We start from the raw sequence: 18561 nt of genomic DNA, 5'->3' as shown, positions 1-18561 counted from the left end.
CCTCCTCAGATTTCGTTTCGGCTAAAATATCTCAATAGTTTAGCATAGTTAGCCAAAGGTCTATGGCGAAAGTGCTCGCGTTCGAGGGCTGGACTTTTCACTGGAGAAAACGATTTGTGGAAAGCAATAAATTGGCTCTCAGGAGGTTCTTCGGCGGACTTTGCGGACTGGGTCCGGGCGCAGGATCCGAGTAGGAGTGCAGAAGCCCTGCTTTGGTCGAGCGACTGAGAGGTTTGTGGGTGATCGTGACGAATGCGCGGGATGTTCAAACAGAGTTGGCCAATGTGGCGAAGAGCGGCTAAGATCTCCCATTATGGCAATGGATCAGTCGAAAAATTACATCACTCCCACTGGCATCGCTGCACTCAAAGCGGAGTACCACGAACTCATGCATGTGGAGCGACCGAAGGTCGTCGAAGTCGTGACGTGGGCCGCGGGCAATGGAGATCGCTCGGAGAACGCCGACTACCAATACGGAAAAAAGCGTCTGCGCGAAATCGACAAGCGCGTGCGTTTTCTGATTGGCCGCATTGACAAGGCGGAAGTGGTGGATCCAAAAACCGTGAAATCCGCGACGGTCGTGTTTGGCGCGACGGTCACGATCATGAATGAAGACGAAAAAGAAGTGACTTACCAAATCGTCGGCGAAGACGAATTCGACGCCAAGGCCGGTAAAGTTTCGTGGAAATCGCCAATCGCTCGCGCCTTGCTCGGCAAAAAAGTCGGTGACGAGGTGGCGATTCAAAAGCCGACCGGCGAAGAGTACGTCACAATCGAAGAGATTGAGTATAAGTAAGTTTTTTTGTTCTCGGTTCGCACTTCTTTCTACATCCTGTTAATCGGGAGTGGGCTTCGCCTCCCTGGGGGGCCGCCCGAGCCGGCAGATCTCTGTAAACTTAGGATCGTTTCTCGCCAGTTTTGTGACTACAAAAAATTTCGATAAACCTTTTGAGAGAATTGCGTTTGCGGCACCGTCGGTTAAACTCCGCGTTGGTATAAACTTATTTTAATGAATATATTTGACAGTTGTTTTGGCGGGATTTCGCCGCGGGATTCAGGTGTTGAGAGGCTCTGCTCAAAGGCAGTTCTGAGCTATTAGCGGGTGTGCTCGCAATGGATTTATTTGTGCGAGTCTCCGGAGATAGGTCGAATTTTTCTTTCTCTGTAATGGTAAAATAGGGCGTAAAAATTGGTTTTAAAAACACGTGTTATACCTCTTTCAGAAAAAGTATTCTCGGAGGTGAATGCTATGAACCAAGAATTAATTAAATCTTTGAGTAATGAAGATCTTCTTTTAAGTACTGAGCGCGTTGTGGAAGAAGAAAGAAAAATCGTTCAAGTTTTAATCTGGCATTTACAAGAAATCCAAGACCGAAAGTTATATTTATTATTGGGCTACGAGAGTTTATATAAGTGTTTAATTTTGCATTTTAAAATGAGTGACACAACCGCGTATAGCCGAATCAAGGTGTTAAAGATTTTAGAAGAAGTCCCTGAAGTATTAGAAGGCTTAAAGTCAGGAGAACTTAATATTTCAAACATCGCTCTCGCGCATAGTTTTATAGAAAAACATCAAAAGCTTACAGGTGAAGAGTTAAGCCAAGAAAACAAAGCTGAGATCTTTGAAAGTTTAAAAGACAAAACAACCACAGAAGCTAAAGAGTTCTTTGCGAGATGCAACCCGGAAACTGCCTTACCTCATGACGAGATTCGTCTGCTGACTGAAACTCATTACCAAATAAGATCCACGGTCACAAATAAGCTCATAGAAAAAATGGATTATTTAAAATCCCTGATTTCCCATGAACACATCAACCCAAGTCACGAAGAGCTACTAAGTCTCGCCTTTGATGCACTTATTGAAAAAGCAGAAAAGAAAAGGGGAGTGAATCAGAAAAGCCCCGAAAGCGGTGAAATGACGACGCAGAGTTTAACCGACGGGACTCGATACATTCCGAGAGATGTGAAGAGATATGTCCTAAAGCGAGCCCAAAACCAGTGCGAACATATTCACACTAACGGTGAAAGATGTGAGTCGAGGTTCCAATTGCAGTTTGATCACATCGTTGCGTTTAGCAAAGGCGGCAAGGCAACGATAGAAAACATGCAGCTGCTCTGTCGGGTTGACAATGCTTTTAAAAGCAGTTTCGAAGTGCATTAAACCTGTATTGAATTGCATACAATCATGGTTCACAGTCTGCAATAATATGAAAATGAAGAAGCCATATAACCAAATATATTCAAGCCGCAGGCTTATCATTCGTGCATTTAAACTAAAAGACTTCTTAAAGTGGTCTGAAGCAATGGCTTCACGTAGTAAACCCGTGGATAAGTTTGATTATGGTCCAATCCCCAAAAAGTATTTAACAAAGGCTGCATTTCAAAAAAGGTTACGTGCTCATCAAAAGGCAGCAGAAAAAGATGAATGTTATATCTTCGGGATTTTCGAAAAGAAATCGGGAGATCACCTTGGCAATATTTCTATTTACATTCTTCAACGCAATCCCATGCAATGGGCGAACTTAGGATATCACATTCATAATCACCAGCGCGGCCGCGGCTATGCCAAAGAGTCTGCTAAATTACTCCTTAAAGTGGCTTTTGAATCATTTGGTCTGCAAAGAATAGAAGCCGTAATGGAAAAAGACCATAAGGCTTCTATTGCAATTGCGAAGGCTGCCGGAATGAAAAAAGAATGTGTGAGAAAACATTTTCTACCTACAGAACATGGCAAATGGGTCGATGGACTAGTATATACGGCGGTCCGCTAACCTGTGCCACAGCGCTCAGTGCGGCACATAGATCTGATAGTGAATCGGCTTACAAACCCGGTTGTTGGTTTCTTCGTGCGAGCAGGCGGTCAGTCCCACTAACAAATCCATACAAGCTTCAAAAACCACGTAGTCTCCCGCTTTGGCGAGAGGTGGATTGATCTTGATCGCGCCCTTGTTGTTCAGCTTCACGTTCATGAAAATATTAAACGTAGTTGAGATTTCGTGCTCATCGATGCCGAAAGGACCAAAATGTCTTGCGAGATTTTCGTGACAGCTTGGGTGGTAGTAGTCGTCATCGCCTGCGACGATTTGGAACATCCTCAGGCTGCACGGAGTGAGCAAGACGTCGTGACGGCCGCAGGTGTCTTCGCAGATCGTGAGCATGGCTTGGCTTTGGTTGGAGTACAGCGTGTGCCCTGTGCTCAGAAAAATCGAATCGTTGTAGTCGATGGTTCTGCCAGCTGAAAAGCTTTCGCGGTAATCGTTGGCGTTAAAGCAAAACAAGTCTGAGACTTGTTGATGCTGGGGCGTAATCACTTTCAGGTGATGGCCCTTCTTCAAAGGAAAACACGTTCCCTTTTGCGGTGGTATTTGTCTAATCATTGTTGTTGTTCTCGTTGTAATGCAAATTGAAAAGGGCACTTCCAATCCGGCGGATTTTCTCGACCGGAAAATTGAATGGACTCCCAAGTCTCACCATATTTTTCGACCATGGGATTTAGATCCCCCTGGAAGATTTGTTCGCGACGACGGTTGATATGAACCATCTTCGCAAAATCATTGTTGTCATTCATCAGCGCACGAAACTGATCGTAGAGATTAAAGATCAGCGCCGGGTATGGAAAACGCCGGGCCAGGCGGGAGCTGTGCGGGTGCAAGCCAAGGACATAGTAAGCGCTTCCATGCAGACTAAAACAAAAGTTTTTGTCCTTGGGGTCCTTACTAAAATGAGGATCCCAGCTTGCTGTGAACTCCTCATAAGAAGTTAGAAACGAAAGCTCTCTCCACATCCGGATTTCAAATGTGCTTTCATCGAGTTCGCAATCGTCTTCAAAGACGGCCCAGAAACTCATAAAGGGAGATTTGGAACTTTGTTGTCGTTTCTTAAAATCCAGCAGCGCCATTCCCAGCTCATAACTGTGAGTGCCGTCGCCAAAGTTTTTATAGGTGCCGACGATGTAGTCTTTTTTGAGAAAAGATTGGACCGCAGCTACACAAGGATAGTTTTTCTGCAGGAGAAGGGAAGAGATGGAGGTTTCAATATTTGTGTCCATAAACATGGTTAATTTAAATGAACACAAACAGGGTCACAATTGATCTTCTCGTCATAACTATGTCATGAGAAATTCTCAATTGTATTAAAGAGCAAAAAACTTAAGTGAAGAGGGGACGGCGGAATTAGTCGCTGAAATAAAAAAAGCCACTCGCGAAGGAGTGGCTTTTCAAAGCTAAGAAATGCTTTGCTCGTGAAAGAGCAAATTACATTTTCTTGTCAGTGCCCATGTGTTTTTTTACACAAGCTTCTTTGTTAGCTTCTTTAGCGCAAGCTTTTTCAGCTTCTTCTTTAGTCATACCTTTAGTAGTCGTCGCTTTAGCTTCTTTAGTAGTTGTTGTAGTAGTAGTCGTAGTTGCAGTTGTACCAGTAGCAGTAGTGCCAGTAGTAGCTGCAGCTGGAGCTGTAGTAGTTGTGCCGTGAGCAGCTGGAGCAGTTGGGTTAGCGAAAGCAGCAACTGCAGACAAAGTAACGATCGCAGAAAGGATCATTTTCATAGTTATTCCCCTTTTAGTTTGTTATTTAGGACCGGCCACCATGGCCTTCTTCCTTCAAAACTTTTGTTATTCGAAACAAGATTAAGTTTTTTTTCACAGATTTCAAGCAAGATATTGCAATAATTACACGTGCTAGAAGCGCCACGTTACTTATAATGCGTTTCTTGCCTTTTTATATGCATTTAAAGTTTAAAGTTGAAAAACTGTTCGACCCAAGGGAGAGTTTCGCCATTCGCAATTAATCAATAAGCAGAGGGGGCTTGATTGACTAAAAAACTGGCATTGTACCTGGGTGTTGTTCTAATTTCTTTAACTTCTTTCCAAGTTGCAAAGGCCGATGATTTTGTAGCCTATAAAAAGCGCGGTGATAACTACCAGCACGGCAACAAAAATGGCAATCAAGACTACCGCGATAAACACAACTATCCAAAAAATTCTGAAGATCAAAACAATGATGGCCCTGTTCAGTCTGGCCAACCAGCGACAGGCGGCGATGCGAAAATCGTTGCAGCGGTGAACAGCAAACGTCGCCTCGACTTCGTTGAAGGTTCAGGTATGGTTGTGACGAAGCTTCTTCCTGACGACCGCAACGGTTTGGAACACCAAAAATGGGTGGTTCGTCTTTCTAACGGCGCGACAATGCAAGCCGTTTATAATTTAGATATGTGTGAATACATTCCTCTGAAAGTCGGTGACGTCGTTTCTATGGGTGGCCAATTCATTTGGACCAACCAGGGAGCTCTGTTGCACTGGCTGCACTACGACCCACGCCAGAATCGTCCGGATGGCTACGTTGAAGTGAATGGCAAAGTATACTGCGGCGATGGACCTCGCCACCAGTAAGTCGTAAAATTATTTACCTTGCGTAGAACCCCGGTGATGAACCGGGGTTTTTTATTTGATGCCTTGGAAGTTTGTGCAGATCCAAACTTTAAAGATGCGCGCTACTTCGTCGTGGCGGTAAGTTTTGAATTCCTCAGGCTTGCACTCGTCGAACTTTGCCCAACCCATCGGATCTGTCGGATACTTGTCTGTCGTTACAAAGAGAGCCGTGTCGCCATGGAGAGCTTCCATCTCTTGCGGAGTTTGCGTCACCGTGTATTGGCTTTTTGTGGTGCTGAGCATATAGGTCTTTTGCTTCGTGCCCCAGTAAGTTTGAGCGGTGGTTTCGTAGCGGTTGCTGGCAATAAAAGGTTTCTTGCCACTTTCAGCATGGATTTCACGCTGACGGCGATTGACGTAATCACCTAGCTCCGGCCAGCCGCTGAACTCATTACTAAGATCATATTTGGGGTGCCACTCGGCCTGTGGGTTGATTGCCCGCGCGGCTTTCGGCATCCATGGATATACGAATGGCAAGTACGTGATCAGGTTCACTAAAAGAATGAAACCTAAAATGCCCCAAGTGATTTTACTGCTAAAAGGTTTGATCTTGGTTTTGCCATGCCACTCAACGCCTTCCGACCACAGAGCTCCGGCGCCCATCGCGAGCAGCAAGAATGCAGGACCGCTCCAGTGCGGCTTGTACTCGGCCCACAACGGCTGAGGATAGAACATCACGATACTTGGCACCGTCATGCAGAACAGCCAGCGCCAGCGCGCTTCTTGGCGTTTTACGAATGAATAACCGAAAGTGTAGAGCATCAAACCGTAAGCCACCGGCGTATAAAAGAGAATCTGTGCTGTAAAGAATTGGAGCCAGCGATTGAAGCTGAACTCGGTTGTTGTGTGACGGTCATGGAATTGGTATCTAAAACCCGGCCAGTCATAGTGCAGATTCCAAATAAAAATCGGTAAGCAGATCACGGTTGCGATTAGCATCCCGGTCCATGGCCATTTCGACAGCAAATCTTTGCGGTGTTTTGGCGTCATCAAAAGATACAAACCAAAACCCGGCGCCAGTAAAGCGATAATGAATTTTGAATTGAGCCCCAAGCCCATGATCACGCCAAGCCACAGCCAGGTTTTTTTCAAAGGCCAGGCCTTGCCGTCTTCGCGCACGTTCTGCCAGAAGACGTAAGCAGCAGCGACCCAGCAAAGCATGAACGGAGTTTCAGGCGAAGCCACGTAGCCGCCAAAACCCCAAAGCGGCGTCCACAGCATCAAGAAGGCACAGAAGTTTGCGGCCCAAATGCCGAAGACTTCGCGGGCGAGTTTCCATGCAAGATAGGCCGTGCCGAGATAACACAAGAAGGCTGGCAAGCGCACACCCCAACGAGTGTCGCCCAAGATGGATGTGCTGATGGCCTCAAGCCACGCTATCATCGCCGGATGGTCGTAGTAAGAAAGGGAAAGATTTTTTGTCCAGCTCCAGTGATAAGCTTCGTCGTCGGCAAGGCCCACAACGGATGCAAAGAAAATACGGAAGAGAATGCTCAGACCGAAGAAGACAAATACCTTTTGTAAGGTGTTGGATTTTTTCCAAAACTCAGCCAGCACGCGAGGTCCTTTCACAAGTGATCCCACGGAGTTAGCACTAGTTAGGGGCTATTTCAATGCTTTTTGATTCTTCAAACCGAGCGTGAGGACTTCTTGGAATTGTTTGGCGACAGCTTCGCGCCATTCAGGGGCTGACGGATAGAACATCTCTTGAAACAAGCGAGTGATTTCATCATGTTGTTCTTTGTTCTGAGCCCCGTGGTGGAATTTTTGATTTTCACGCACCATGCGATAAAGGGAATCGAGTGAGCCTAGCGTTTTTTGGCTGTCGAGAGTGCCGAACTCAAAGACGATGCCGGCATAGCGGGATTTGTTTTGCAGAACCTTCGCGCCGAAAACAACAAAGCCACCAGAGACTTCGTAGAAATCTTTCTTCTGGCCATAATCCATGTCATAGCCATTGAACACTTTTTTGAGGTACTCAGCGTCCATGGATGGCGCCATGTCGGCAAACAGATGTAAATGACCGCGTTGGCCGTAGCCCGTGTGCAGATCAACTAAGAGTGTCTGCTCATACCCTGGAGCGACCGCGAGGATTTCTTTTTCCATCAGATCTTTTTGCGGCTCAAAGTCTTTGCCGCCGAAATAGAGACCTTCGGATTCTTCATACTGACCACGCAGAATCGCGCGACGAAGGCTGTCCATGGAGTATTTCGCAATGGCTTTTACGCACTCGTAGTAAAAACCCAGGCGATCAAAAAATCCCGCATGGGCAATGTCCGGCGGATTCAGCATGTAGCTGATTTTTTCGTAGCCTTCGTTCTTCTGAGAAAAGAGTTTGTTATCCGTATCGAAGTTGCGATTGAGGTCGACGTTGTTTTCGGTCACCCGGCGCATGAACTTAAAGCCGTAAGGATTCACGGCGTGAACAAAGAGAATCCCAAGGTTTTCATCGCGCATGTTCCAGAAGTTTTCCTGGATGAACTGATTTTGCAAAGCACTTCCGACAAAGCCTTCCATGCCGTGCATGCCTGAAGTCAGAATTAATAGGCGTTCTTTCTTGCCGGATTTCGGCGGCAAGTAAGCCACATCCATCATCAAGGTTTCGCGGGTGCGAGTGGGGATTTGAACCGCGTGGATTTCGATTCCGGGATTTGATTTTTTAAGAGTTTCCAGGTTCGCAAGAAATGCGGAGCGGGCCTCTTCGTATGTCGATTTGAAATTTTCAAGGCGTTGAGAAACGGAAAACTCTTCGGCATACGCCGAAGAGTTCATCGTTAAAACAGAAATGATGCTTAAAATTAAGAGTCTTACCAAGCTGGCAAACGGCGGCGGCTACGACGGCGTGCTGGAGGGCGTTCAGTAGGTGCAGGTTGTTGCTTTTCAGTGATCAGAGTTGTTGGCGTCGTTTCTTTTTCTGTTTTATTCTGGATCATCTTAGTTTCCATATAAAACTCCTTTGTGTTTTGATTCGTCCATGAATGGCAATCATTCTATCGAACCCCATGAGGGCCCACAACGAGCATTTTAGAGTTCTCACCCAGCACCCCGCTAACCCTATGCGTCATTGGCTGAATGAAAGTGAAATGATTATTCTTCGGGAACGAAGTCAGTCTTCTCAAATATAGGCGAGTACAAACCGATGTATTCGCGTGTCCACCACTCGCCCTTTTCGAACAAAGTTTTGGTTGTTGAGAATTTGTACTGGTATTTTACCAGACGCATGTACTTCGGAGCATTTGGAAAAGGATTGTTTTTGAGCAGATCAATTACAGGCTCTGATTTCATAAATATGCGTGCCATCAGATTTTGCAGCCATAGATTCTGACTAAAGGTGCCGAGGGCGGCAAACCACATCTGCCAATCTAAACGCGGATGATAAGGAGCCACAATTGGCGGCATCTTATCAAGGCGGCTGGGCTTGTAGCGGAATTCATAGTCCACCCAGATCTCGTTGTCATTGCTGCCTTGTAAAACCAATTCGGGGCGATCTTTCGTCATCACCGCAAAAAGACCGTAGCTCGAATTAAAACGATAATTGTAAATCGCCCGAATAATCGGAATGGCCGGGTTGAGGAGTTTTGAGTTTTCGCGAAAAGCAAGGCCGAACCAGAAAAGATTGAGCGGTATCATTAGCACAGCCAGCACAAGACCCATTGATTCATAGAAGAAAGGATTGTCGGTGACGACGGTCATAGCTGGAAAGATTTTCGGTAGAAACAGCCGCCAAATAGAATCATCCAAGAGAAAAAGACAGAGGACGATACTTAAGACATTAAAGAATGCATAGTTGCCGGTTAAAACGATTAACAACTGCAGGCCGATCATCAAAGCCGCCGCTAGCCAGCGCAGAGGTCCCGGAATAAAAATTAAAAACGGAACTGCGAGTTCGATAAAGAACATCAGCACGCAGCTGGCTTTTTGAAACCACAGTGGCAATTTATCCATGAAGTAAGCCAGGGGATTGGGGATGGGCTGTGTCCAGTAGTGATATTTCAAAGCGGTGAAGTCGCGCCACGAAAAGTCTTTGCTGAGAATTTTCACAACACCGGAAAGAAACATTAATTTGAAAAGCAAAATCCAAAAGAGCCAGCGTACAAACACGGAGGGTTCGTAGGCAGTCCATGGTTTCCAGTCAAATCCCCACGGCGTCAGAAAGATTGCGAGCACACCGACTTCTAAAAGCAGTGAGTCCCACTGAAAACCAAGGAAGTCCTGGCCAGAATTGACAAAGGATAAATAGCAAACCCATGCGGTGATCATCATGAGCGGTGGGCAAAATCCCATCAGTGCCAGCGTCGAAGTGGCAAGCCCCAGGCCGCCGATAAAGTAAAGAAATGCGTCGCTTGCATTAAACCAAAAAATCGTCGGTAACTCGTAATATCTTTGTGGGCCGGTCTGTTCTTCCAGCACTCTCATGAATTGCTGAATTGAAAGAATGCCGTTTTTTCCATAGAGACCCATGACTTGTGGAATGAGAGCGAGAAACGCGAGTATAAAACAAAATGCGATGCCCTTTGAAAGGACCCAGGCGGACATGGCATAGCTGGTTTCATTCATAGTTGGCACCTCGCAAATAATTTTAGAAGATGCGTATTAAAACTTACAAGTGAATCTTCTGGTGTGAATAAGTAACAACTGCTAGTGTGCCCTCATGAAGACATCAAAACGTCAAAAGATCATCAAGGCGATTGAAAAAGAAGGATGTCTGCTGGTGTATCCTCTTGATAATCGCAAAGAGCCGAAAAGTATCTGGTCGTGTCTTTATCCGCGCTCTGAAATGCGTTGGGAATGGGATGAAGGCGGTGACAATCGTGTTGGCGAGTTGTGGGGTTTGCGCACTGAGCTTTCTGAAAGTCATGACGTCGTTTATTCGAAATGGTATCGGAATCGTGCGACGTTTTTTTCCAAAGAAATTTTCGTAAATCTTCTGGCTTATCTCGGCACATCCCAAGGAAAAATTTTTCTCGAAAGACCTTCACAGGAAGCCCTGGATGCTTTGCTGATGGATTCACCCCAATCCACACCAACTTTGAAGGAAACCCTGGGCCTGCGTGGGCGTTTTCTTGAGGGACAGTACAACCGGACCTTGAAGCCGCTGTGGAATTATCTTTTTCTTGTGGGCTTTGGTGAAACAGAGGACTCCAGCTTCCCGTCATTGAATGTGGGGGCCACAGCCACGCTGTTTGAAGAGCTTTGGTTGCAATCGCAAGAAATTTCCGCAGAAGAGGCCGAAGCCAAGCTCCTGAAGGTGCTTGGCGAAGATAATTTATTTTTTAAATACGCGAAAAAATTAAGAACGGCGTTTGCGTGATTGTTCGTGGTGCTCTTGGTGCCACACTTTGCGAGCTTCTGCAGCCTCTTCCACCGAGTATTCTTTTGGCGGCTTCGGCAACTTGTTCATACTTTCGCGGAGATGGCCGTGGGATACGACGAATGGCGCTCCGGATTTCATCAGGTTTTGATAGTGCTTGTTGAACTCAGACGTTGATTCCGGATGGAAGAACATGCGCTCAACTTCAGAGCGCGCGACACCGGCTTGCTCCGGAGTGATTTCTTGTAATTCTGTTAAAAGATCAATGTCAGCGACCAAAGAGGTCAATTCACGCAACCAAGCGAAGCGTTGTGCCACCATGATCACTTGCAACCATTCTCCAGGTCCTACACTGCGGCCGTTCTCTTTTTCAAAGATCTCTTTCAGATGGCCTAAGAGTTCCTTCTGCAAATTAAGCAGAGCTTTGCGCAGTTGAAGTGTGGATTCGTGGTGTCCGTGAGCTGTCATGAAGCCTCCCTCCACACTTTAAGCACAGGACTCGGTCTGTTGTCATTGAGTTTTCACCCTGTTTTCGTATTGAACCCCGCATTGACAACGGGTGAGGGGCTTACTAGTTAAGGGTTGCACACAACCTGCGGAGGTTTTCTTGAAAGCTCTTATTCAGCTTCTGGTGTTCTATTTTGCGCTTATGGGCACTGCGCACGCTCAGTCGACTTTGACATTGCCGCAACCTGCGACATCGAGCGAAACGCAAACGATGACCTCGGATGTGAAGATCAAGAATAAAAAATTCGAAGACACGCGCGAGATCACGGATGCGAAGATGCGTGCGGATCTGGGGTCTTTGTCTCGTTATAGCTTTAAATTGGATCTCGGCTATAATGGACCTACGATTGGCAAACCGCTCGAGAAGGATCTGCCGAACCCTGATAACATGAGACGGGTGAATGCGACGAACATCAAAGGCAACATCAGCGGTCGTTATCGGTTGGATTCAAACTCGGCGATTTTCTTGGGCGGGGGTTTGAGCGCTCTTTATCCTTTCCATGGCATGAACCGTATGGACGTGAACACGCCCCAGATCGGTTACGATATGTTTCACCGTGTGGGTGATGTGCAAATGAGAAATGCCTTTGGTGTTTCGTTTGAAACAGTTCCGACTTATCAGGCGGTGGGAATTGCCGGAGGTTTGAACTACATTGGTTCCACATTGTTTGACCTAGGCACTAGCGGCTTTACAAGCGGCGTGGATTTGATGTTCTTTTATAAAGTCTATAACCGTGATTATCAGCCGACTGATGGCAATACGCCTCGCTACACGGGGATTCTGTCGCCGTCTCTGAAATATAATTTTTCAGACCGTGCGAGCCTCAGCACGAGCTTGGGATTTGCTTTCTGGAATCCACGCGCGAAGGATAATACGACGGCGTTGGTACCACAGACGGTGACTCAAAAGCTTTCTTTTGGTTATGCGTTTAAGAAAACAGTGTTTGTATCTCCATATTTGAATTTCTATCCGGGCAAGTTGGCGATGGACACTACCACCGTCAATCTTTCGACAGTGTTCTCGTTGCTGTAGAGTTTTTTAAAATAGGAAGAGTTGCGGCCCATAGGGGATCCGCAACTCTCGAACAAGGGGCACCCGCTCTAATGTGCCACTTGGGATACGATCTCTTGAGTGAGTTTTTCGTTTCTGGCATTTCGGGCCATGTCGGTTAAACTGATGATGCCTACAAGTCTTTTATTTCGGTTGATGACTGGTAAACGTCTTACTTGGACAGAGGCCATTTTTCGAGCGACGGCATCTGCATCCTCATCATCATAACAGTAGCTGATTCCTTCAGTCATACAATCGATGACTTTGGTTTCTTTGGGATCTAGTCCTTCCGCAACGACGCGAATCGTGATGTCACGGTCAGTAATCATACCCACCATTCTGTCATTCTGCTCTACGGGCAGGGAACCGAAATTGCCTTTCTTCATCATTTGCGCGGCTTCTTCGACCGAGTGGTCAAAGTGAATCACTTCGGCTTTGTCGCGCATTATTTCCCTGACTAACATAAGATCCTCCTTGTGAACGGTTTTATTTTAACAAACGACAAGATCCATAAATGTTGCGAACTGTGGATGATTTTACGAAATCAAGGTGTACTTGATTGGCATTCTAAACGAACATAGGTGTCACCCTTTTCATCGCGTGTGCCTGGGGGATTGGCGACGTACTTCGTGGCGTTGCCATAGTAAGAACCATCGTATGATTTATTGAGTTCAATGACGTAGCCCAAATCATCGTCATCGCCTTGCGGGCCGGTGCTGACGATAATAAGCACGTTGCTGTTATAGTTGCTGTATTGTTTGACTGTGGAGGGGACTTGTTTGCTGTTCTCGCTGAGAATGAAAGTGCCTTCGAAGAGATCGCCGGTAAACTGGTTGATGACCATTTCAAATTTAAAATCGGTGTCGGTGGCAGAGCAAAGGAGGCCGAGCGCCGGGCGAGTCGTTGGAAATAGGATTGCTGCGGAAGCAGGAAGCGCCAATGCCTGAAGCAAGAATGCCAAGATGATGAATTTCATAAGAAGCCTCCTCAAGTGATTCTGATTTTTTAATCATCATGACTTGAGGAGATTTCTTAAAAAGGAAGATTCTGTACCGATTCTATGAACTATAGTACTTATGAAGCTTCTTTTTTGACTTGGATTTAGCGCTCATTTTTGTTTTCTTCGAAGAGCTTTTCTTTGCATGCTTTTTGGCACTCGCCGGTGCACGCTTACTCATATACTTTGAAGCGTTCTTGTAGCTTGCAGTATGCTGCTTTTTAGACTTCTTATTCGAAGCGTGAGATTTGGCCTTTGAAGACTTCTTCGCAGACTTGGACTTTTTCTTTTTCAAGTTCATGCTGACGTCAGTCTTAGACTTCTTTTTGTGGGCTGTTTTCTTTTTCGCCAATGCGGCTTCGCCAGAAAACATCAATGCCATTGTCAGAAACATTGCCGACATCATCTTTAACGGTAAATTCATGAGTCACCTTCCCCTATGGTCTAGAGATTTGTCGGAGGCCTTTATGCTAAACTTAAGACTTGTTATAAATGATAAACAAATTGACGTCTTATAAAGAGATTTTTTGAGGTAAGTATGAGTGACCAGGAAAAACCCCCGATGACCACGGCCGTTCGAGAACTTTTGGATCATCAGGTGCATTTTACCAGCCATCTTTTCAGGTATGAGGAAAAGGGTGGGACCTCGGTTTCTTCCCGCGAGCTCGGGGTTCCGGAACACGCTGTGATTAAGACCCTGATCATGGAAAATGACGCCAAAGAGCCCCTGGTTATCCTTATGCACGGGGATATGCAGGTTTCTACGAAGGAAATGGCTCGGGAGCTGGGGGTAAAAAAGGTGAGCCCCTGTAAACCCGAGGTTGCTGAGCGACATTCGGGCTATCAGGTCGGCGGGACGTCACCGTTTGGAACCAGAAAGAAAATGCCTGTTTACCTTGAAAAAAGCATCCTGGATCTCGAAAGGATTTTTATTAATGGCGGGCGTCGGGGTTATTTGGTATCTCTCTCCCCACAAGAATTGATCCGGGTCCTTAAACCGACGCTTGTCAGTGTCGGCATTAAGGGGTGATTGAAGGGGCTTCTGTCATGAAATTCGTTTTTGCGGCTGTTTCCACAGTATTGATGGCTTTGCAAATCTCTACAACGGCTTTTGCAGCTTCTGACTCTGTCGCTGTTTTCCATAAACCTAACAAAGTCGTTGTACTTGTAAACACCCGCCAGGGCGATTTGCGTCTTGAGCAATTCGTCGACATGCTCGGCGGCCAAGGCTCTTTGGTCGCGGCCACCAGCGATGGCAGTATCCGTATCAAATGCGGTGTGGGTGACACTTCTGCAAGCTGCACATTTGGTTTTGCGCCGTCAGCCCATGTGACGATTATGCCAAAGTCAGTAAAGGCCCAAATAAGTCTTCGCGATTTAAATCTGCCGGCGTCTGAGGACTATTGGACGGAGTTTGAAAGCTCTCAAGGCGATAAGTTTATTTTAGAAATTCGCGCTGGCGAATTAGTTCTGACAGCCAGCAAACGCGGAGCTTAGTTCTTAACCCGAAAATTATGAAGCGAACCTGGCAATCTCTCATTCTGCGCACCGTTCTTTTTTGCTTCCTCAGTAGCCTGGGTGCTGTTTTGCTTTATGCATTTATGCCGGTGTACCTGACGCCTTTGATGGTCATCCGTACCACGGTGTCAATCTTTGAGCCTGAGTTCGTGGGCATGCACAAAACCTGGGTGCCGATAGAGCAGATCTCGCCAAGCATTCAGCGCGCAGTTTTAAAAGCCGAAGACTATCGTTTCTACGACCACAAGGGTTTTGATTTCGAGGCCATTGAAAAGGCCATGAAGTACAATAAAACTCATAAGCGTAAAAAGGGTGCGAGCACGATTAGTCAGCAGACGGCAAAGAATGTGTTCTTGTGGCCGAACCGTGATTGGGTTCGTAAGGGGCTTGAGGCTTACTTCACGGTTTTGATTGAGTCGATTTGGTCTAAAGAACGCATCATGGAAGTTTACTTGAACGTGATTGAATTCGGCCCGGGAGTTTATGGAGTTGAAGCGGCTGCTCAGCGCTATTTCCATCGCCCGGCTGCGAAGCTGACACCGTCGCAAGCAGCTATGATGGCGGCGGTTCTGCCGAATCCAAATCGCTTCCGCATAGATCGTCCATCACCTTATGTGCTGGCCCGCCAGCGCCGCATTTTGTATCGCGTCTCTCCGAATGTTCCGAAGGTCGAAGAAGCGAACATGTGGGATTTTCTGAAGTTCGGCTCTTCTGACGACGACGCCACTCAATAAGCAAGCGATCTGTTTACTAAATCCTGGAAATTTATTCTAGCGCTGCCAGCGACGGCCTTGGCAGTATTGACGGAAGTCATTGTAACGAGCTTGGATCGCGCAACGGTTGTTACGGATATCGTTACGAAGACCTTCGCAGTAGTGATTCAGCGTTGGATATTGCTGAGGGCCTGTCGTGCAGCCGTTGTCATTGTAGTTGTAACCGTAAGGATATTGGCCAGGACGTGCCCCAGAATTTTGTGGACCATTTTGGTAAACGTTGTTGTTCACGTTCGGAGCAGGAACTGTCGCTACCGATGTGTCGCTATCGCCGTGACCGTTCTTTGCACAAGCACCTAAAACCAAGAATAAAGAAATCAAAAGAATGTTTTTCATGGCGCTAGCAATATTTGTTACTGCGGAAAAAGCCAATCGAAAAGAAACACTAGGAAAAAAGGAGAAGATAGAATGACACCACCTTCTCCTTCGGAGTCAATTTGCCCCTGAAATCTTCCATACTATGGATGCTGTTCCATGACTTTTTCCTGATTCACGCCTTGGGGAGGAATACGCAGGTTTTGTCCGGGATAAATCTTGTCCGGATGAGAGAGCATCGGACGATTTGCATCGAAGATCAGATTGTATTTTTTTGCGTCCCCATAGAAGCGAGCCGCGATTTTTGAAAGTGTATCGCCACTCTGAACGGTGTAGTACTGAGATTCTTGGGAAGGACTTGAGACTTTCAAATTATCCTGCACCTTTGCCACGCCTTGAACGTTGCCACAGCAAAGAAGAATTTTTTCTTTAGTTGTTTGATCCGCCACCTGGCCCGCCACTGTCACAGTGTCGGTGCCTTTATCGAAGCTGATGTCGAGTCCTTCGGTAGAAAGACCTTGCGACTGAATGTATTTTTTAATGGATTCAGCATCAGGCTCTTTCGCCGTGCCGAAAAGTTTTTCGCCCGCATTTTTGAAGAAACTAACCAATCCCATAAATAAATCCTTTCTCGTGAATAGAGTTTTCACTTCAGAGTTTAGCAAGAGCCTTGGATGTTCTGGAGGACGTGCTTTCGCTTTTTCTTCAAAACTTCGCCACAGGAATTCGTCATCACTGGCTTAGAATGAGTTCGATATAAAGGAGTTTTCTATGCGCTTCGGTTTTCATTCGTGGGACGAGCAAATGTATGATGATCTTTCGCATTTGTTGCGAGTCCATATAGAAGTCGATACGACGAATATTCAATTCGACCTCGAAGAAGGTGAAGTCTGCCTTGTCGGTTCCGTGCCTGACGATGAAATGCGTTTTATCGCCGAAGACCTTGTGGCAAGGTCTCCGGGGGTCAAAGGTGTTCGTAACTACCTTGAAGTAAAGTATAACGAAACCATTTTTCCTTAAACTCAGTCTGGTGGATCATTCGGATCCGGTGGAATTGGCGGCATCTCTTCGTAGATATCGCTGATCTTTGTCATGTGGATCACAAAACTCTGATGTTGGTTAAATCCCGGCATCTCGCTTTGTGTGACCAGTAGATAATTTTGCTCGGCGATGCGCGTGATCGTCGTTGTCGTATTATAGTCGTATTTGGGATTTCCAGTGCTCATTGTGCGCGCGAGAGACGCATAGATATTTGTGATCTCTTGGTACTCATAGCCGATGTTGCTTTTGGCGTCGAGTGGGTAAGCCGTGACCTCATGGGCGTGAGTCGCATCATTCACTGTGAAGAAGTGAAAAACGGTTGCGATCGAATTCACGCCGATCGAGAGCTTGTCATAGTTGCAGAATTTATTGCCTGAGTAATGATCCGAGGACTCTTTGCAGTCCGTGATCTGGTATGTGCCGATCATCTTATCAAAAGACGCAGCATGAGCCAGGCTGCTTGCGAACAGCAGGTTCAGTAAAAACATGGGACCTCCTTGAGGATTTCGAATCTATTCCAGGCCACGGGAGTTGTCCCGTGACGAAATCCTGCCAGAGATTTGACGAATAATTGATCTACTATTCGTCGGCTGTTTTGTTCTTAGCGGCTGTTTTTTGCTTGGACTTCAATTCGAGTTCGCAAACTTTCACTTTTGTTTCGTACTCTTCTTGGCGATCCATCAAAACTTTGCGGTAGTTTTTGAATCTTTCGAGGCGGTCTTTTAAGTATTCTTCAGAGACGCCCACGATTTTCTTCTTGTCTTCAACTCCGATTTTGCTGACATCGTCCTCGGCGGTTACGTACTCGCGTTTTTCAGTCCACAAGAGCTTCCCGTCGCCGCCGTTGGACTTCTCGCTCATTTCAGCGCGGCAGTCTTTCAGCACTCCATACAATCCACGGTTGTCCAAGTAACGAGGACCGCCGTAAACTTTGGCTTCTAGATTATAAACTTCAGTTTCAAGGTTACGAAGCTCTTCGTTCATTTGCACTTTTCTTTGATAAACCATATCGCCGTCTTTGACGCCGATCACGCCACCAGCATTGACCGGAGCGGTCATGTCGACTTTTGTGTCGAGGTCTTTGGCCTTATTAGGATTTGCACAGGCTGCAAGCACCATACTGAGGGCGATAAAAGCGAACTTTTTCATAGGAGAAGATCCTTTCTGTTTCACTTGTCGTGAAAGAATAGACCTCAGTTTATTAGCTTTTTTCCAAAAGAAAATAGATGTATAAGAGCCTACGAGGTGCAGCAATGCCACATATACGCTTCCGCGCAGTAAAGAGTGAGTACATTCAAGAACTTAGCGCATTACTTTGTAAAGAGCTCGCGCAGGAAATGGGGACCAGCGAAGACAACTTTACGTTCGAAAGTATTGCCACGCAGTTTTTCTCTCAAGGAGCAAAGACGGAGTCCTATCCTTTCGTCGAAGTGCTGATGTTCGCGCGGCCACAGAACATTCAGGATCGAACTGCACAAATTATTACCGACCATCTGAAGCGGCTCGGAAAGTATGAAGATGTGATTGTGGTTTTTCAGCATCTCCCCAAAGAGCAGTACTACGAGAACGGCCGTCATTTCTAGTTTGTTAATTGAAATTAACAAAAATTAACAAAAACCAAA

26 protein-coding genes are annotated in these 18561 nt (G+C 46.3%); 11 read left to right on the top strand and 15 right to left on the bottom strand.

Going from position 1 to position 18561, the window contains the following annotated elements:
- Window positions 1-319: 319 nt before the first annotated feature.
- The 3 genes from greB (at window position 320) to JSU04_11805 (ending at window position 2771) form a co-directional block, all read left to right on the top strand.
- A complete protein-coding gene (greB, locus tag JSU04_11815; GenBank protein MBS1970989.1) occupies window positions 320-796 on the top strand; it encodes a transcription elongation factor GreB in 477 nt (158 codons plus the stop codon).
- 453 nt (window positions 797-1249) lie between these two features.
- Window positions 1250-2161: an HNH endonuclease gene (locus tag JSU04_11810; protein MBS1970988.1), complete on the top strand. Its 912-nt coding sequence runs from the start codon at window positions 1250-1252 to the stop codon at window positions 2159-2161.
- A gap of 52 nt (window positions 2162-2213) precedes the next feature.
- On the top strand, window positions 2214-2771 hold the full coding sequence (locus JSU04_11805) for a GNAT family N-acetyltransferase (protein MBS1970987.1): 558 nt from the start codon (window positions 2214-2216) through the stop codon (window positions 2769-2771).
- A 15-nt stretch (window positions 2772-2786) separates the two neighbouring features.
- Here the strand turns inward: JSU04_11805 and JSU04_11800 are convergent, their stop codons facing one another.
- The 3 genes from JSU04_11800 to JSU04_11790 all read right to left on the bottom strand — a co-directional run bounded on the left by JSU04_11800 (window position 2787) and on the right by JSU04_11790 (window position 4544).
- Window positions 2787-3377, bottom strand: a complete 591-nt coding sequence (locus JSU04_11800) for an urea carboxylase-associated family protein (protein ID MBS1970986.1) — start codon at window positions 3375-3377, stop codon at window positions 2787-2789.
- The gene (locus JSU04_11795; protein ID MBS1970985.1) at window positions 3374-4075 is read right to left on the bottom strand and encodes a YqcI/YcgG family protein; all 702 of its coding nucleotides are present in this window, start codon (window positions 4073-4075) and stop codon (window positions 3374-3376) included. The genes JSU04_11800 and JSU04_11795 overlap by 4 nt, the downstream gene beginning before the upstream one ends.
- A 178-nt stretch (window positions 4076-4253) precedes the next feature.
- Window positions 4254-4544 (bottom strand): hypothetical protein, encoded by a 291-nt coding sequence (locus tag JSU04_11790; protein MBS1970984.1) that lies wholly within the window; start codon window positions 4542-4544, stop codon window positions 4254-4256.
- Between the two features lie 303 nt (window positions 4545-4847).
- Between JSU04_11790 and JSU04_11785 the strand changes: the two genes are divergently transcribed.
- Complete coding sequence (locus JSU04_11785) at window positions 4848-5387, top strand: DUF3465 domain-containing protein (GenBank protein MBS1970983.1); 540 nt, start codon at window positions 4848-4850, stop codon at window positions 5385-5387.
- A 51-nt stretch (window positions 5388-5438) separates the two neighbouring features.
- Here the strand turns inward: JSU04_11785 and JSU04_11780 are convergent, their stop codons facing one another.
- The 4 genes from JSU04_11780 to JSU04_11765 all read right to left on the bottom strand — a co-directional run bounded on the left by JSU04_11780 (window position 5439) and on the right by JSU04_11765 (window position 9983).
- Window positions 5439-7010, bottom strand: coding sequence for a glycosyltransferase family 39 protein (locus tag JSU04_11780; protein MBS1970982.1), 1572 nt, complete (start codon window positions 7008-7010; stop codon window positions 5439-5441).
- 21 nt (window positions 7011-7031) lie between these two features.
- Window positions 7032-8240: a DUF2817 domain-containing protein gene (locus JSU04_11775; protein MBS1970981.1), complete on the bottom strand. Its 1209-nt coding sequence runs from the start codon at window positions 8238-8240 to the stop codon at window positions 7032-7034.
- Window positions 8234-8371, bottom strand: a complete 138-nt coding sequence (locus JSU04_11770; GenBank protein ID MBS1970980.1) for a hypothetical protein — start codon at window positions 8369-8371, stop codon at window positions 8234-8236. Before JSU04_11770 ends, JSU04_11775 begins: the two co-directional genes overlap by 7 nt.
- Window positions 8372-8513: 142 nt before the next feature.
- A complete protein-coding gene (locus JSU04_11765) occupies window positions 8514-9983 on the bottom strand; it encodes a lipase maturation factor family protein (GenBank protein MBS1970979.1) in 1470 nt (489 codons plus the stop codon).
- Between the two features lie 94 nt (window positions 9984-10077).
- Between JSU04_11765 and JSU04_11760 the strand changes: the two genes are divergently transcribed.
- Window positions 10078-10737, top strand: a complete 660-nt coding sequence (locus JSU04_11760) for a hypothetical protein (protein MBS1970978.1) — start codon at window positions 10078-10080, stop codon at window positions 10735-10737.
- On the opposite strand, the gene JSU04_11755 is transcribed toward JSU04_11760, so the two are convergent.
- Window positions 10717-11205, bottom strand: coding sequence for a hypothetical protein (locus JSU04_11755; protein ID MBS1970977.1), 489 nt, complete (start codon window positions 11203-11205; stop codon window positions 10717-10719). The two genes, JSU04_11760 and JSU04_11755, sit on opposite strands and share 21 nt — an antisense overlap.
- A 139-nt stretch (window positions 11206-11344) precedes the next feature.
- Here JSU04_11755 and JSU04_11750 point away from each other — a divergent pair, with 139 nt between their 5' ends.
- Window positions 11345-12277 (top strand): hypothetical protein, encoded by a 933-nt coding sequence (locus tag JSU04_11750; protein ID MBS1970976.1) that lies wholly within the window; start codon window positions 11345-11347, stop codon window positions 12275-12277.
- 68 nt (window positions 12278-12345) lie between these two features.
- On the opposite strand, the gene JSU04_11745 is transcribed toward JSU04_11750, so the two are convergent.
- The 3 genes from JSU04_11745 to JSU04_11735 form a co-directional block, all read right to left on the bottom strand.
- A complete protein-coding gene (locus JSU04_11745; protein ID MBS1970975.1) occupies window positions 12346-12759 on the bottom strand; it encodes a CBS domain-containing protein in 414 nt (137 codons plus the stop codon).
- 80 nt (window positions 12760-12839) lie between these two features.
- Entirely contained in the window at window positions 12840-13271 is a 432-nt protein-coding gene (locus JSU04_11740) for a hypothetical protein (protein ID MBS1970974.1), read from the bottom strand.
- Between the two features lie 82 nt (window positions 13272-13353).
- The gene (locus tag JSU04_11735; protein ID MBS1970973.1) at window positions 13354-13716 is read right to left on the bottom strand and encodes a hypothetical protein; all 363 of its coding nucleotides are present in this window, start codon (window positions 13714-13716) and stop codon (window positions 13354-13356) included.
- A 114-nt stretch (window positions 13717-13830) separates the two neighbouring features.
- Here JSU04_11735 and ybaK point away from each other — a divergent pair, with 114 nt between their 5' ends.
- The 3 genes from ybaK to mtgA are packed head-to-tail and all read left to right on the top strand — an operon-like array spanning window position 13831 to window position 15544.
- A complete protein-coding gene (gene ybaK, locus JSU04_11730) occupies window positions 13831-14322 on the top strand; it encodes a Cys-tRNA(Pro) deacylase (GenBank protein MBS1970972.1) in 492 nt (163 codons plus the stop codon).
- Between the two features lie 17 nt (window positions 14323-14339).
- Window positions 14340-14789, top strand: coding sequence for a hypothetical protein (locus JSU04_11725; GenBank protein ID MBS1970971.1), 450 nt, complete (start codon window positions 14340-14342; stop codon window positions 14787-14789).
- Between the two features lie 17 nt (window positions 14790-14806).
- On the top strand, window positions 14807-15544 hold the full coding sequence (mtgA, locus tag JSU04_11720; protein ID MBS1970970.1) for a monofunctional biosynthetic peptidoglycan transglycosylase: 738 nt from the start codon (window positions 14807-14809) through the stop codon (window positions 15542-15544).
- A 36-nt stretch (window positions 15545-15580) separates the two neighbouring features.
- Here mtgA and JSU04_11715 read toward each other — a convergent pair whose 3' ends face one another.
- Both JSU04_11715 and lysM read right to left on the bottom strand, forming a co-directional pair.
- Complete coding sequence (locus JSU04_11715) at window positions 15581-15919, bottom strand: hypothetical protein (GenBank protein ID MBS1970969.1); 339 nt, start codon at window positions 15917-15919, stop codon at window positions 15581-15583.
- Window positions 15920-16041: 122 nt separating this feature from the next.
- Window positions 16042-16515, bottom strand: a complete 474-nt coding sequence (gene lysM, locus JSU04_11710) for a peptidoglycan-binding protein LysM (GenBank protein MBS1970968.1) — start codon at window positions 16513-16515, stop codon at window positions 16042-16044.
- Window positions 16516-16669: 154 nt separating this feature from the next.
- Here lysM and JSU04_11705 point away from each other — a divergent pair, with 154 nt between their 5' ends.
- Entirely contained in the window at window positions 16670-16918 is a 249-nt protein-coding gene (locus JSU04_11705; GenBank protein ID MBS1970967.1) for a BON domain-containing protein, read from the top strand.
- Between the two features lie 2 nt (window positions 16919-16920).
- Here the strand turns inward: JSU04_11705 and JSU04_11700 are convergent, their stop codons facing one another.
- Both JSU04_11700 and JSU04_11695 read right to left on the bottom strand, forming a co-directional pair.
- Complete coding sequence (locus JSU04_11700) at window positions 16921-17427, bottom strand: hypothetical protein (GenBank protein ID MBS1970966.1); 507 nt, start codon at window positions 17425-17427, stop codon at window positions 16921-16923.
- Between the two features lie 91 nt (window positions 17428-17518).
- Entirely contained in the window at window positions 17519-18088 is a 570-nt protein-coding gene (locus JSU04_11695; protein ID MBS1970965.1) for a hypothetical protein, read from the bottom strand.
- Between the two features lie 104 nt (window positions 18089-18192).
- On the opposite strand from JSU04_11695, the gene JSU04_11690 reads away from it, so the two are divergent.
- Window positions 18193-18522, top strand: a complete 330-nt coding sequence (locus JSU04_11690; protein ID MBS1970964.1) for a DUF1904 domain-containing protein — start codon at window positions 18193-18195, stop codon at window positions 18520-18522.
- Window positions 18523-18561 lie beyond the last annotated feature (39 nt).

It is taken from the genome of Bdellovibrionales bacterium, from assembly GCA_018266295.1.
In the GTDB taxonomy this organism is placed as follows: Bacteria; Bdellovibrionota; Bdellovibrionia; order Bdellovibrionales; family Bdellovibrionaceae; genus JACMRP01.
Note: the sequence above shows the minus strand (reverse complement) of the source record. Positions and strands in the feature narration are given on the sequence as shown.